Below are 13,688 nucleotides of genomic sequence, written 5' to 3' on the forward strand. Positions count from 1 at the left end.
TTAGACATGTTCCCAAAGACTTTCATTGCATATCCAACTAACCCCGGCAAACCCGCCGGCGCTGCGCCACGCTCCGAGTGGAAAAAAACCCTGCTTTCGTGCGCGACGGCTGTAGCCTTGCTGGGCACCACATCCGCCAACGCCGAGATCACCGTGGGTGTGATTCTTTCATTGACGGGGCCGGCGGCCTCACTGGGCAAGCCAGCAGAAAACACCGTCAAGCTCTGGCCCGATACCATCGGCGGAGAGAAAGCAAGGGTTATCGTCCTTAACGACAACAGCGATCCGACCGAGGCAGCCAAGCAAGCCGCCAAACTCATTACTGAAGAGAAAGTAGACGTTCTGGTCGGGTCATCGATCACGCCACCGTCCATTGCCATCGTCGAAGTTGCAGGCCGCAACGGTACACCGCTGGTATCACTAGGTGGCGGTAACGCCATCATCGAACCGCAGGAAGGGCCTCGCACCTGGGCCTTCAAAATCCCTGCGCCCGAAGCGCTCTCGGTGCAGCGAACCATTCAAGACATGAAGGCCCGTCAGGTCAAGAAGGTGGGCGTCATTGCCGTGACCACAGGCTACGGCGACGGGTTCCTGAATGCTTTCCAGAAGCAGGCGCAAGCCGAAGGCATCGAAATCACCGCCACAGCCCGCATCGGCGCCCAGGACATCTCGGCGACCACCCAGGCCGTACAAATGATTTCCGCCAAACCCGACGCGGTTTATATCTTCAGTTTCGGTACGCCAGGCGCAACGCCGCAAATGGAACTGCTTAAGCGCGGCTACAAAGGCATCATCTATCAAACCCACGGCGTCGCCAATGCCGACTACCTGCGTCTGGGTGGCGCTGCCCTGAACGGCACATTACTGGCGGTTGCCCCTGTGCTGGTCGCCGAACAATTACCTGATGACAATCCCACGAAAAAGCCCGGCCTGGAGTACGTGACCAAATACGAAGGCAAGTACGGCCCAGGCACGCGTTCTCTTTTCGGCTCGACGGCCTGGACGGCCTACAACATGCTTGACGCCACGATCCCCGCCGCCGCCCAAAAAGCCAAACCCGGCACAGCAGAATTCCGCAGCGCCCTGCGCGATGCGCTGGAAGGCATGAAAGAAGTCGTCAGCCCGGAAGGCGTCTTCAACATGAGCCCCGACAACCATAATGGTCTGGACGCACGCGGCCAGGTCATGGTTAAAGTGGAAGACGGCAAATGGAAGCTGGAGCAGTAAGCATCATGAGTTTTACCACCGCCCTGCGCCCGGAAATCAAAACGCTGAAAGATATCCGGGCCCTCGAGCAAAAGCCCTACGAGACCATGATGCCGTTCCGTTCTACTGCGGCGCTGTTAAGCTACGCAGCGAACACCTACGGCCCGGCAACCGCCCTCTATTTCCAGGAAAGCGCCAACCTCACAGAGGCGCCGCTAACCTGGTCTTTTCAGGGTTTCCTCGATTCCTGCGTAAGGGCGGCCAACCTGCTGCGCTCGCTGGGTGTGCATCAAGACGATCCAGTAGCGCTTTTGGTACCGCACATCCCCTCGGCCTTATTTGCGCTGTGGGGTGCGCAAATGGCGGGTTGCGCCTTTCCTATCAACTATTTGCTTAGCGCCGAACACATTGCCGAACTGCTACGCAAAACAAATACCCGTGTTGTCATCACCCTGGCACCCAGCGATACGCTGCCCATCAATGCAGAAGCTCGGCGAGCCGCCGAGCTGGCCGGCTGTGTAACGCATGTTATTGAAATTGACCCCGACGAGCGCAACCCGGGACCCGGATCTTTTCAACGCCTGCTAAACGAGCAGCCCGCGACCGGAAGCTACGAAGCTGAGCTAAGCGCAGATCGCACAGCGGCCATGTTCCATACGGGGGGAACAACAGGCCTGCCCAAAATTCTGCGACACAGCCACCGCAACGAAGTGCATACCAGCTGGTTTGGCGCACTGTATTACGACATGCAGCCGGGCGACCGGATTCTGAACGGGTTTCCGATCTTCCATGTGGCCGGGACTTTCGTTTATGGCCTGGCACCGCTGGCCGCGGGTGCGGCGCTGTTTCTACCGACACTGACTGGCATGCGCAACCAGGCCTTTGTAAAACAGGCCTGGGCGTTTGCGCAGCGCGACAAACTCACACACTTGGGGTGCGTCCCCACCGTCTTGTCGGCACTACTCGACGTACCCCGATCGCCAGGGGAGGCGGAGAACATCCGCTGGGCACTGTCGGGGGGTTCGCCGTTACCCAACGAACTGGCGCAAACCTTCGAGAACGAACATCGCATTCCCATCCGCAGCATTTTCGGCATGACGGAATGCGCCGGCCTGGTTTCCATCGAACCCTGTCACGCCCCACGCCATGTCGGTTCGGTGGGCATTCGCCTGCCCTATTCCGATGTAGCGGCTATTCCGCTTGAAACCGCATCAGACAAAAGGTTAAACACCTTCTGCAAACCCGGCGAAACCGGCATTGTGGTGATCCGCGGCCCTCATGTCAGCCCCGGCTATCTCGACGACGCGCACAGCGCGGGCACATTCACCGACGATCAATGGCTGATCTCTGGCGATTTAGGCCATGTCGACGAAGATGGCTACATTTACCTGACCGGGCGCAGCAAAGACCTCATCATCCGCAGCGGTCACAATATCGACCCGGGCCTGATCGAAGAAGCATTTTTAAAGCTGCCGGCTGTCAGCACTTGCGCCGCAGTAGGCGAGCCCGATAGCTATGCCGGCGAGTTGCCCGTGGCGTTCGTCAGCCTGAAAGAAGGTGTACATGCCGATCCGGCCGATCTGCTCGCCGACGTGGCACAGCACATTCCCGAACGCCCGGCCCTTCCCAAACGCGTGTTGATCCTGGATAAAATCCCGACGACGCCTGTCGGCAAAATCTACAAGCCGGCGCTACGCGCGCTGGCCGCCCAGGAAAAAATTGCCGCACTGATCCGTTCGCTGGATCTTCCCGAGGCGGTTGATGTCGATTGCGCGGCCGAACCTCGCGGCGTCGTCGCCCGGCTTAAAGTACCATCGACGTTCAACGCCGATCAGCGCGCGGCATTGGCCCAAGCGCTAACCGGGCTGCCATTGCAAATCCACTGGGAGGACCCGGCGTGAATCCGCCCTTGCTTACTGAAACCTGCGACGGCGTGCTAACGCTGACGCTGAATCGTCCGGATGCGCACAATGCACTCGACCCGGAGCTGTTATGCAGGCTGGTCGATGCGCTGGACGCCTTCGACACCGACCCGAACCTGCATGTGGCCATCCTCACCGGCGCAGGTCCGCGCGCATTCTGCTCGGGCGGCGACCTGGGCAGTACGCTGCAACTACTTTCAGGACGCCTTCAACCCAAAAGCGACTGGGATCGTCGCCTGCTTGACGACCCACGCATCAGGACACTGGCGCCCCTGCGCGAAACGCCGCTTAGCAAGCCACTGATAGCCGCAGTAAATGGCATCTGCATGGCAGCCGGCGCAGAAATACTCTTGGGCACCGATATCCGCCTGGCGACGTCTACGGCAACCTTCGGATGGCTGGAAGTCAAGCATGCACTTATTCCCTTTGCCGGCACGCTGGCGCGCCTGCCCCGTCAAATACCTTATTGCCAGGCCATGGACCTGCTGCTGACTGGCCGCACAATAGACGCGCCAACCGCATTGAGTCTGGGCCTGATCAACCAGATATTGCCGGCCGACGAGGTTTTGCCCGAAGCACAGCGAATCGCACAACGCATTGCAGCCAATGGCCCGCTGGCGGTGCGCGAAATCAAACGCGTAACCCGCGCCGCCATCGGCATGCCCCTGGACGCCGGTTATGCGCTGGAAGATGAGAGCTACCGCACAATAATGGGTAGCGCTGACGCGCAAGAAGGGCCGGTGGCCTTTATGGAAAAACGCAAGCCCGAGTTTCGCGGGCAATGAACAGGATAGCCAGCATGATCCGTCTGGAAAACAAGGTCGCCGTTGTCACGGGCAGCGGCCAGGGGCTGGGTCTGGCCACAGCCAAGGCCCTGGCGCAAGCTGGCGCGGCAGTCGTCGTCAATGACATCAGCGAAGCGCACGCCACAGCCGCCGTTCAGGCCATTACGGCGGCCGGCGGGAAAGCCACCACAGCCGTCGCCCCAATTGGTAGCAGCGAAGCGGCCGACCTGTGTATCGAGCGCGCAGTGTCTGCTTTCGGGCGCCTGGACATTATGGTGACCAATGCCGGCATTTTGCGCGACAAAGTCCTTTGGAACATGAGTGATGACGATTTCGACAACGTCATCACCACGCACCTTCGCGGCACATTTACTTGCGCCCGGGCCGCTGTGCGCCAATTTCGCGCCCAAGGTGAAGGCGGCAGACTACTGCTGGTGTCTTCGTTGGCGGGGCAGCGCGGCAACTTCGGCCAAGGCAACTACGCCGCCGCCAAGGCCGGCATTGCCGCTTTCGCCCGCACCTGGGCGCTGGAGTGCGCCCGCATGAACGTCACTGTCAATGCCGTGCTACCCACAGCCCTGACCCAAATGGTTGCCACCATTCCTGGTATGCAAGATTATGTAGCCGCCGCACAGCGCGGCGATCCGCTACCCCAAAAAGTACGCATGGGTATGGGCCTTGGTTTAGCCGAAGACGTCGCACCGCTGTTCGTTTTCCTGGCGTCGCAGGCCGCACAGCACATCACTGGCCAATGCATTGGGCTGGGGGGTGACAAACTGGCACTATGGTCGCACCCCGACGAGAAACACATTGCCTTCAAAGAGGGCGGCTGGAGCGCCGAGACCATCGCCGAAATGTGGGACAGCACCTTTGGCCGCCGCCACGAAAGCTACGGGATAACGATGGCGTAAACCAGGTTATCCCGCCTGAAAAACCTACTTGAACGCCGTCTCGATGAAGCTTCGCAACTTGCGCGAGTGCAGACGCTCGTGCGGCATCTGACGCAGGCTTTCGAGGGCCCGGATACCAATTTGCAGATGCTGGCCCACCTGCGTGCGGTAGAACTCGCTGGCCATGCCCGGCAGCTTAAGCTCGCCGTGCAAGGGCTTGTCGGACACACATAACAACGTGCCATACGGCACGCGAAACCGGAAGCCATTGGCCGCGATAGTCGCCGACTCCATATCAAGCGCAATCGCACGCGACTGCGACAGGCCGCGTACCGGCTCGTTATCGTCGCGCAGTTCCCAATTGCGATTGTCGGTGGTGGCGACCGTGCCCGTGCGCATAATCCGTTTCAGTTCCCAACCCGACAAGCCCGCCACTTCGGCCACGGCGTCTTCCAGCGCCACCTGGATTTCGGCCAGGGGCGGCACCGGTACCCAAACGGGCAAATCATCGTCGAGCACATGATCTTGGCGCACATAGCCATGGGCCAAAACGTAGTCGCCCAGCCGCTGCGTTGTGCGAAGGCCGGCGCAATGCCCCAGCATGATCCAGGCCGATGAGCGCAAGACGGCGACGTGGTCGGTAATGGTTTTGGCGTTAGACGGCCCGACGCCAATATTGATGAGGGTAATGCCGGTATTGTTCTCGCGCAGCAAATGGTAAGAGGGCATCTGCGGCATGCGGGACGGGGCCGGACCACTGGGCAACGCCCCAGGGCCCGCTGGCGTAATCACATTGCCCGGCTCGACCAGGGCTGTATAACCGCCCTCGCCGCTGGCCAGCATGTCTTTGGCCCACCGGCAGAACTCGTCGATATAAAACTGGTAGTTGGTAAACAGCACATAACTTTGAAAGTGCTGCGGCGCCGTTGCCGTGTAATGCTGCAAACGGTGCAACGAGTAATCGACGCGGGACGCGGTAAAAGGCGCCAGCGGCTCGGGCTCGCCGCGCCGGCTGCGCCAGGTGCCGTTCACAATCGAATCGTCGGTGACCGCCAAGTCGGGCACGTCGAAATGGTCACGTAACGCACCGCCCACCGAGTCTGCAAACACGCCTTCAACGTAATAGCCTTCGGGAAAGGCAAAATGCAACGGAATAGGTACGTCGGACTCGCCGATTTCTACAGCAACGCCGTGGTTCTTGATAAGCAAATGAATTTGCTCGCACAGATAGCGCTCGAACAAACGCGGTTGCGTAATGGTGGTCATGTATGTGCCTGGCTCGACCACATACCCGTACGAAAGCCGGCTATCAATGGCCTGATACGTAGAGACCTTGATACGAATGGCGGGGTAATAAGCGCGCACCCGCTGTCCGGGCAGCAAACGGCCCTCGGCGTACATTTTGAAGCCATCGCGAATAAACGCGGTATTGCGCTCGTAGATTTCAACCAGCCGCGCCACGGCGGCATCTGCCTGCTCGAACCCTGCAAACGGGATCAGCTGCGGCATTACCAGCGGGGCAATTGGGCCCTCGCCAGATCGATAAGACATACCTTCTCCTAAACCAGCTGGTCCATAAAGGAGGCCAGCGCAACATCGCGATCGGTGACGCCATTGGCATCGTGGGTGGTCAAGGTCACACTCACGCGGTTATATACATTGAACCATTCCGGGTGGTGCCCGGTGCGCTCGGCCTGCAACGCCACCTGCGTCATAAAGCCAAAGGCTTCATTGAAGTTCTTGAAAACATAATTTTTGTGGATTGCATCACGGCCGGTAACCGCCGTCCAGCCCTCTAGCAACAACAGCGCCGACGGCGCCCCAATCAGTTTTGGCAAGCTTTTCATTACGCCCCCCGGAGTTGACAGCCGGCAATGGCGCCGGCAACGCATTACGAACTATTTGTGGCCATGTTGTTTTTATTTGTTAACTTTTAGTTCAAGGTGATTGAACCCGCACAGTCTTGAGCCTACACCTGCTACGGTCCATACTATACGAGCATCGTACGCTAAAAACTTTACCGATTTTTGTCCAATACCCAAGCAACAAGGAAGCGCCATGACACAAAGAACAACATGCCAGCAGCTCCAGGTCGACACACGCCTCTACGACTTCATCGAGAAAGAAGCCCTACCGGGCAGCGGCATCACATCGTCGGCCTTCTGGGCCGGTTTTAACAGTATCGTCCACGATCTGGCGCCCGAAAACAAAGCTTTGCTGGCCGAGCGCGACCGCCTTCAGGCCGAAATAGACGCCTGGCACCGGGCCAATCCCGGTCCGATTCGCGATATGGATGCCTACAAGGTCTTCCTGAAAAATATAGGCTACCTGCAAGACGCCCCGGCCCAGGTTCGCGTCAACACCCAAAACATCGATTTCGAATTCTCGGACCAGGCCGGCCCGCAACTGGTGGTCCCCATTACCAACGCGCGTTATGCCCTGAACGCCGCCAATGCACGCTGGGGCAGCCTGTACGATGCGCTGTACGGTACCGACGCCATTTCGGAAGACGACGGTGCGACACGCGCCGGCGGTTACAACCCCGTGCGCGGCAACAAGGTCATCGAGTACGGGCGCCGCTTTCTGGACGATACCATTACATTGGCGCAAGGCTCGCACGCCGACGCCACCGCTTACCGTGTTGAAGACGGCAAACTGGTCGTGCAACTCGTCAACGGCAGCACCACGCTGGCGCAACCCGAATGTCTGCTCGGTTACCGGGGCAACCCTAACGCACCCGAAGCGCTGGTATTCCGTCATAACGGCCTGCACTTCGAACTGCAAATCGACAGCACCCACCCCATCGGCAAGCAAGACAGCGCCGGCGTCAAAGACATCCTCATGGAAGCGGCGCTAACCACCATCATGGACTGCGAAGACTCGGTGGCTACCGTCGATGCCGAAGACAAGATTCTGGCCTATCGTAATTGGCTGGGTCTGATGACCGGGACGCTGAACGAAGAAGTCTCCAAGGGCGGCAAAACATTCACCCGCACCCTGAACCCCGATCGCGAATACACCGACCTGAACGGTAAGCCGCAAGTGCTGGGCGGCCGCTCAATGATGCTGATCCGTAACGTCGGCCATCTCATGAGCAACCCTGCCATTCTCGACAAGGACGGCAACGAAGTCCCCGAAGGCATTATGGACGCCGTGATCACTTCGCTTATTGCCCTGCGCGATCTCGAACGCAAGGCCAATTCGCGTAAAGGCTCGGTATATATCGTCAAACCCAAGATGCATGGTCCGGCCGAAGTCGCCTTTGCGGGCAAGCTGTTTGGCCGCGTCGAGCAACTGCTCGGTATGGCCCCAAACACCCTGAAAATGGGCATTATGGACGAAGAGCGCCGCACCAGTGTCAACCTGAAAGCCTGCATTGCCCAAGCCACTGAACGCGTCGCCTTCATCAACACCGGCTTTCTCGACCGTACCGGCGACGAAATCCATACCGCCATGGAAGCGGGCCCCATGATTCGCAAAGGCGAAATGAAACGCAGCCTCTGGATCGATGCCTACGAGCGTAATAATGTGCAGGTCGGCCTGGAATGCGGCTTGCGCGGGCGGGCACAAATTGGCAAAGGCATGTGGGCCATGCCCGACCTGATGGCCGACATGCTGGTACAAAAAATTGGCCAGCTTAAAGCCGGTGGCAACACCGCGTGGGTACCCTCGCCCACCGCCGCTACGCTACACGCTTTGCACTATCATCAGATCAACGTGCAAGACATCCAGCGGGGCATGGAAGGCAAAACCGAAACCTTGCTCGACAAAATCCTTACTGTGCCGGTGGCCACCGACACCAACTGGTCCGACGCCGACAAGCAGCAAGAGCTCGACAACAACGCCCAAGGCATTTTGGGGTACGTCGTGCGCTGGGTCGACCAAGGCGTCGGGTGCTCAAAAGTGCCCGACATTCACAACGTGGGGCTCATGGAAGACCGCGCCACCTTGCGTATTTCCAGTCAGCACATCGCCAACTGGATGCGTCACGGCATTGTGTCAAAAGAGCAAGTCATGGAAACCATGAAACGTATGGCCGCAGTCGTCGACGGACAAAACAATGGCGACCCGCTGTACAAACCCATGGCCGGCAATTTTGATACGTCAGTAGCGTTTAAGGCCGCATGCGACCTGGTCTTCAAGGGGCTTGAACAGCCTAACGGCTATACCGAGCCGCTGCTGCACCACTGGCGGCAAGTGGCCAAGCAGGGGTAAGAGCACTCCCTGCAGACCCCCGCAGCATGCTCAGGGCGGGGACAAAAAAGGGCGTCGTTCAAAACGACGCCCTTTGCGCAACTTGCCCCGCCAAAAACAACAGGCCGGCCACTATAAAGCCGACCGACGCAGTTGAAGATTACGCCCGAACCTGGCCGACGATCTCGTCGAGCCAGCGCAACATCAGGTCGATTTCTTCGGCGGTCACGTTCAGGGCAGGCATAAAACGCAGCAGTTCGGGGCGCGGTGCGTTCAGCAACAGGCCCTCGGGCCCGCGGTCGCGCGCCGCAGCCACAATAGCGGCGCCATCGGGTTTGCCCAGTTTTAGTGCACGCAGCAAGCCCGTACCACGTTCGCCATCCATGCCCCATTTGGCCGACAGGGCCAGCAGGCCTTCAGACAACTGCTGAGCGCGTGCATTGACCGCGGCCATAAAGTCGGGCGCACTGACCTCGTCGAACACTGCAATACCGGCGGCAGCCATGAGCGGGTTGCCGTTGTAAGTACCGCCCTGATCGCCGTATTCGAAACACGCCACGGCCTCGCGTGCGCACAAGGCGGCCAGCGGCACACCGCTGCCGATCCCCTTGGCCAGCGTCATGATGTCGGGCTCGATGCCGGCGTGCTGGTAGGCAAACAGCTTGCCGGTACGGCCAATACCCGTTTGGACTTCGTCGACAATCATCAACAAGCCCAGTTCTTGCGTCAGGGCCCGCAATGCCTGCATGAACTCGACAGTGGCCGGAATGACACCCGCCTCGCCCTGTACGGGCTCGAGCATGACGGCAACGGTCTTGTCATCAATGAGCTTGCGAACCGATTCAATATCGTTCAGTTCAGCTTTGGGGAAACCGTCGACTTGCGGCGCAAACATCGTGTCCCAGCCGGGCTTGCCGGAGGCCGACATGGTGGCCAACGTACGGCCGTGAAAGCCATGGTTGAACGTAATGATTTTGTAGGCGCCGTTACGATGCAGCTTGCCCCATTTGCGCGCCAGCTTGATGGCGCCTTCGTTGGCCTCGGCACCGCTGTTGGCAAAAAACACGCGGTCGAAACACGACGCCCCCGTAATACGCTTGGCCAGATCGATAGACGGCTGGTTGTAGAACGCTGGCGAAGGATTGATAAGCGTTGAGGCCTGCTTTGTAAGCGCAGCCACCACCGACGGCGGGCAATGCCCCAGGCAATTCACGGCCCAGCCCTGCAGGAAGTCGAGGTATCGCTTGCCGTTATGGTCTTCAAGCCAGGACCCCTGACCGTGTACAAACACCAGGTCGGGCCGCGAGGTGATTTCCATAAGGGCTTTAACGCCGGACTGATCGAATTCCATAGTGACTTCCCAGAAAATAAAGGGCGAAACAGCACATGCTGCAAAACGTGAATTTTAACGCAGTGGGATGGCTTGTTCGGTGTCAGCGCTTTAGTCGTGTCCACCTTGCAAACGCTATCGGAAAATACCCGCCAACCGGGCGCGTTGAAAGCGACGACACGCAATTGCGCGACCAAAGAAAAACCGGGTGGCACTTGCCACCCGGAAACACGACGATAACGACGCGGTAAACCCATTGGGCGGCAGCCCCGGCAACGCGGGCGCCCCACCCGATTATTTAAATATCGGCCCGGAACTGTCACCACCAAAGACACTGCCGCCGCCATAATCGGCCTGGACTTCGATCTTGACCGTATCAGGATCGACCTTGGACGCCCCGTCTTTGTAGTGCATCACCGTCATCGGGAAAATCATGACCAACGCGACCATCAGCAACTGGATGCAGATAAACGGGATAGAGCCCCAGTAGATCTGGCCCGTGGTGACCTTGGCAATGGTCTGGCCGGTCAGCTTGTCTTTATAGTCTTCTTTGGGCGCAACCGACCGCAAATAGAACAGGGCAAAGCCAAACGGCGGGTGCATAAATGAGGTTTGCATGTTCAGCGCCAGCAACACCCCGAACCAGATCAGGTCGATACCCATTTTGTCGGCGACCGGACCCAGCAGCGGCACAATAATGAAGGCCAGCTCGAAGAAGTCCAGGAAGAAAGCCATAACGAACACGAAGATGCTGACGATGATCAGGAAGCCGGTTTCGCCGCCAGGCAGCCCCACCAGCAAATGCTCAACCCACAGGTCGCCGTCGACACCACGGAAGGTCAGACCGAACACGGTAGAACCCACCAAGATGAAGATCACGAACGAAGCAAGTTTGGTGGTCGTGTCCATGGCCTGCTTGAGCAACGACCACGACAAACGCTTGCGGACCAATGCCATGACAATGGCACCGACAGCGCCCATGGCGCCCCCTTCGGTTGGCGTCGCAATCCCCAAGAAAATAGTGCCCAGCACCAGGAAGATCAGGGCCAGGGGCGGAATCATGACAAACGTAACCCGCTCGGCAATTTGCGACAGCAGACCGAACCCAAAAACCTTGTTCAGTACAGCCAGTGCAAACGCCACCACACCGCCAATCAGGGTACCGACTACAACGGTTTCATCAATAGGCGCATCGGCCGACAAGACCATGGGCGACAACAGCACCGACGCACCGACCGCAACCGCCAGCAGCACCAGCAGGGATGGAATGCCATGACTGCCATTGGGTTCGATAAAGGTCCGGCCTTCTTCAGGAATTGCCGGCGCGTTACGTGGGCGGAACAGCGCAAGCAACAAGATATAGACAATATAAAAGCCAACCGTCATCATGGCCGGCACCATGGCGCCACGATACATGTCGCCAATCGAGCGGCCTAACTGGTCGGCCAGCACGATAAGGACGATGGACGGCGGGATGATTTGCGACAACGTACCCGACGCGGCAATCACGCCCGAGGCCAGCCGGCGATCATACCCATAACGCAACATAATGGGCAAAGAGATCAGGCCCATTGAAATAACGGACGCAGACACCACGCCTGTGGTGGCGCCCAGCAAGGCACCCACAACCACGACGGCAATGGCCAAACCGCCACGCAATGGCCCAAACAACTGGCCAATCGTTTCAAGCAAGTCTTCGGCCATACCCGAACGTTCGAGTATCAGCCCCATGAAGGTAAAGAAAGGGATCGCCAGCAAGGTATCGTTGGCGATAATGCCGAAAATGCGCTGTGGCAGCGCCTGAAACAACGCCGGCTGGAAAAAGCCCAGCTCTACGCCCAGCAGGCCAAACAACAAGCCATGCCCGGCCAGGGTAAACGCCACCGGAAACCCCATCAGCAAGAACAGGATCAACGAGGCAAACATGACCGGGGCCATGTTGGCAATTAAGAACTCCATGATCAAACCACCTTATCTTTTTATTTGGACGATGCCGCGTTGGCGATTTCGTCAGCCAACAATTCTTCAGACGTTTTGTGACCTTCGGGATGAGTAGGATTGGGACACTTGCCCATCAAAAACCCCGCACACTTGATCAGGTGCGACACCCCGGCCAAAGACAACAAAATGAACCCCAGCGGGATCAGCGCCTTGACCGGCCAACGCACCAGGCCACCCGCGTTGGATGACACTTCGTGCTGCACATAAGACTCGATGGCCATAGGGACTGAAAGCCAGAGAATGAACATGCAGGCCGGCAAAAAGAACGCCAGAATGCCGATGATATCGATCACGATCTGCCCGCGTTCTGACAAGCGCGACGCCACAATATCGACGCGTACATGCCCGTTGCGCAAAAACGTATAACCGGCCGCCAGCAAGAAAATCATGCCGAACATGTACCACTGCACTTCCAGCCAGGCATTGGAGCTCATATCGAACGCCTTGCGGAACACGGCGTTAACCGAACTGATCACCACGACAACCAAAATTACCCACGACACCGCTTTGCCTATCCTGACATTGATCGCGTCGATCAACCGGGACAACGCCAGCAAACCACCCATAACAACTCCTTTGAAACCACCAGACCAACAATTTATTCTTCGTGCCCTTGTCGCCACGGCGTCGCGTGGCGCTCGATCCAGGCGAGCGCGCCATAAAGCACAACGCCCATAACCCCAAGAATGAACAGTGCCGCAAACACCCGAACCGTATCGAACGTGCCCTGCGCACTCATGATCACGTAACCCAACCCTTTTTGCGACGAGACGAACTCGCCGACAATGGCGCCGACCAGCGCCAACGACATGGCAACCTTCATGCCGGCTACCACCGAAGGCAGCGCGCACGGCAGCTTGACCTTGAAGAAGAAGTCCCAGGCCGACCCCTTCAGCACCTTGCCTAAATCGGTAATGTCGGACGGCACAGACCGCAGCCCATGAACGGTGTCGACAATAATGGCGAACACCGCAATAAGGAACGCGATAGCCACCTTGGGCTCGGCGCCAGTCCCCATCCAGACCACAAACAGCGGGGCCAGCGCCACCTTGGGCACGCTGTTAAAGCCAATAATCAGCGGGTACAAAAACCGTTCGAAAATACGCGAACTGACCAGCGCAACGGCAATCAGCACGCCGCCCACCACCGCCAGCACGAAACCGCCCAACGTAATGAACAGCGTGTACAGACTTTGCTCGACATACCAAGAGGCTTCATTACTCAATTCGGTCAAAATCGCCGAAGGAAGGGGCAACATGATCGAGCGGATCTCGAACGCCCGGCACACAAATTCCCAGATCAGCAAAACCACTACCAGAGAGAACGTACCGGCAGCCCCCGTTTTCAGATGGTTCATCGT

General features: G+C 58.5%; 11 protein-coding genes. 5 read left to right on the forward strand and 6 right to left on the reverse strand.

Annotation, left to right across the window (positions count from 1 at the left end; all coding sequences use genetic code 11):
- Positions 1–6: 6 nt before the first annotated feature.
- The 4 genes from GTU67_RS03760 to GTU67_RS03775 are packed head-to-tail and all read left to right on the forward strand — an operon-like array spanning position 7 to position 4,824.
- Complete coding sequence (locus tag GTU67_RS03760; RefSeq protein ID WP_185778830.1) at positions 7–1,227, forward strand: ABC transporter substrate-binding protein; 1,221 nt, start codon at positions 7–9, stop codon at positions 1,225–1,227.
- 5 nt (positions 1,228–1,232) lie between these two features.
- Positions 1,233–3,107 (forward strand): AMP-binding protein, encoded by a 1,875-nt coding sequence (locus tag GTU67_RS03765; protein ID WP_185778831.1) that lies wholly within the window; start codon positions 1,233–1,235, stop codon positions 3,105–3,107.
- Positions 3,104–3,913, forward strand: coding sequence for an enoyl-CoA hydratase-related protein (locus tag GTU67_RS03770; protein ID WP_185778832.1), 810 nt, complete (start codon positions 3,104–3,106; stop codon positions 3,911–3,913). The genes GTU67_RS03765 and GTU67_RS03770 overlap by 4 nt, the downstream gene beginning before the upstream one ends.
- A gap of 14 nt (positions 3,914–3,927) precedes the next feature.
- On the forward strand, positions 3,928–4,824 hold the full coding sequence (locus GTU67_RS03775; protein WP_221893255.1) for an SDR family NAD(P)-dependent oxidoreductase: 897 nt from the start codon (positions 3,928–3,930) through the stop codon (positions 4,822–4,824).
- A 24-nt stretch (positions 4,825–4,848) separates the two neighbouring features.
- On the opposite strand, the gene GTU67_RS03780 is transcribed toward GTU67_RS03775, so the two are convergent.
- Both GTU67_RS03780 and GTU67_RS03785 read right to left on the reverse strand, forming a co-directional pair.
- The gene (locus tag GTU67_RS03780; RefSeq protein ID WP_430458996.1) at positions 4,849–6,312 is read right to left on the reverse strand and encodes an AMP nucleosidase; all 1,464 of its coding nucleotides are present in this window, start codon (positions 6,310–6,312) and stop codon (positions 4,849–4,851) included.
- Positions 6,313–6,362: 50 nt separating this feature from the next.
- Positions 6,363–6,650: a 4a-hydroxytetrahydrobiopterin dehydratase gene (locus GTU67_RS03785; RefSeq protein WP_185778834.1), complete on the reverse strand. Its 288-nt coding sequence runs from the start codon at positions 6,648–6,650 to the stop codon at positions 6,363–6,365.
- Positions 6,651–6,861: 211 nt separating this feature from the next.
- Here GTU67_RS03785 and GTU67_RS03790 point away from each other — a divergent pair, with 211 nt between their 5' ends.
- Positions 6,862–9,018: a malate synthase G gene (locus GTU67_RS03790; protein ID WP_185778835.1), complete on the forward strand. Its 2,157-nt coding sequence runs from the start codon at positions 6,862–6,864 to the stop codon at positions 9,016–9,018.
- Positions 9,019–9,157: 139 nt separating this feature from the next.
- On the opposite strand, the gene GTU67_RS03795 is transcribed toward GTU67_RS03790, so the two are convergent.
- The 4 genes from GTU67_RS03795 to GTU67_RS03810 all read right to left on the reverse strand — a co-directional run bounded on the left by GTU67_RS03795 (position 9,158) and on the right by GTU67_RS03810 (position 13,685).
- Complete coding sequence (locus tag GTU67_RS03795) at positions 9,158–10,348, reverse strand: acetylornithine transaminase (protein WP_185778836.1); 1,191 nt, start codon at positions 10,346–10,348, stop codon at positions 9,158–9,160.
- Between the two features lie 273 nt (positions 10,349–10,621).
- A complete protein-coding gene (locus GTU67_RS03800; RefSeq protein WP_185778837.1) occupies positions 10,622–12,286 on the reverse strand; it encodes a TRAP transporter large permease in 1,665 nt (554 codons plus the stop codon).
- Positions 12,287–12,306: 20 nt separating this feature from the next.
- Positions 12,307–12,894, reverse strand: coding sequence for a TRAP transporter small permease subunit (locus GTU67_RS03805; RefSeq protein WP_185778838.1), 588 nt, complete (start codon positions 12,892–12,894; stop codon positions 12,307–12,309).
- 32 nt (positions 12,895–12,926) lie between these two features.
- Positions 12,927–13,685 (reverse strand): ABC transporter permease, encoded by a 759-nt coding sequence (locus GTU67_RS03810; protein ID WP_185779026.1) that lies wholly within the window; start codon positions 13,683–13,685, stop codon positions 12,927–12,929.
- Positions 13,686–13,688: the final 3 nt, after the last annotated feature.

Origin of the sequence: Pusillimonas minor, from assembly GCF_014237865.1 — a bacterium.
GTDB lineage: Bacteria > Pseudomonadota > Gammaproteobacteria > Burkholderiales > Burkholderiaceae_B > Neopusillimonas > Neopusillimonas minor.

What these genes read in the sequence shown, in the direction of transcription:
- GTU67_RS03785 (WP_185778834.1), bottom strand. Translation starts at nt 6,650, where the DNA reads ATGAAAAGCTTGCCAAAACTGATTGGGGCGCCGTCGGCGCTGTTGTTG.
- GTU67_RS03805 (WP_185778838.1), bottom strand. Translation starts at nt 12,894, where the DNA reads ATGGGTGGTTTGCTGGCGTTGTCCCGGTTGATCGACGCGATCAATGTC.
- GTU67_RS03760 (WP_185778830.1), top strand. Translation starts at nt 7, where the DNA reads ATGTTCCCAAAGACTTTCATTGCATATCCAACTAACCCCGGCAAACCC.
- GTU67_RS03780 (WP_430458996.1), bottom strand. Translation starts at nt 6,312, where the DNA reads ATGCCGCAGCTGATCCCGTTTGCAGGGTTCGAGCAGGCAGATGCCGCC.
- GTU67_RS03795 (WP_185778836.1), bottom strand. Translation starts at nt 10,348, where the DNA reads ATGGAATTCGATCAGTCCGGCGTTAAAGCCCTTATGGAAATCACCTCG.
- GTU67_RS03765 (WP_185778831.1), top strand. Translation starts at nt 1,233, where the DNA reads ATGAGTTTTACCACCGCCCTGCGCCCGGAAATCAAAACGCTGAAAGAT.
- GTU67_RS03800 (WP_185778837.1), bottom strand. Translation starts at nt 12,286, where the DNA reads ATGGAGTTCTTAATTGCCAACATGGCCCCGGTCATGTTTGCCTCGTTG.
- GTU67_RS03810 (WP_185779026.1), bottom strand. Translation starts at nt 13,685, where the DNA reads ATGAACCATCTGAAAACGGGGGCTGCCGGTACGTTCTCTCTGGTAGTG.
- GTU67_RS03790 (WP_185778835.1), top strand. Translation starts at nt 6,862, where the DNA reads ATGACACAAAGAACAACATGCCAGCAGCTCCAGGTCGACACACGCCTC.
- GTU67_RS03775 (WP_221893255.1), top strand. Translation starts at nt 3,928, where the DNA reads ATGATCCGTCTGGAAAACAAGGTCGCCGTTGTCACGGGCAGCGGCCAG.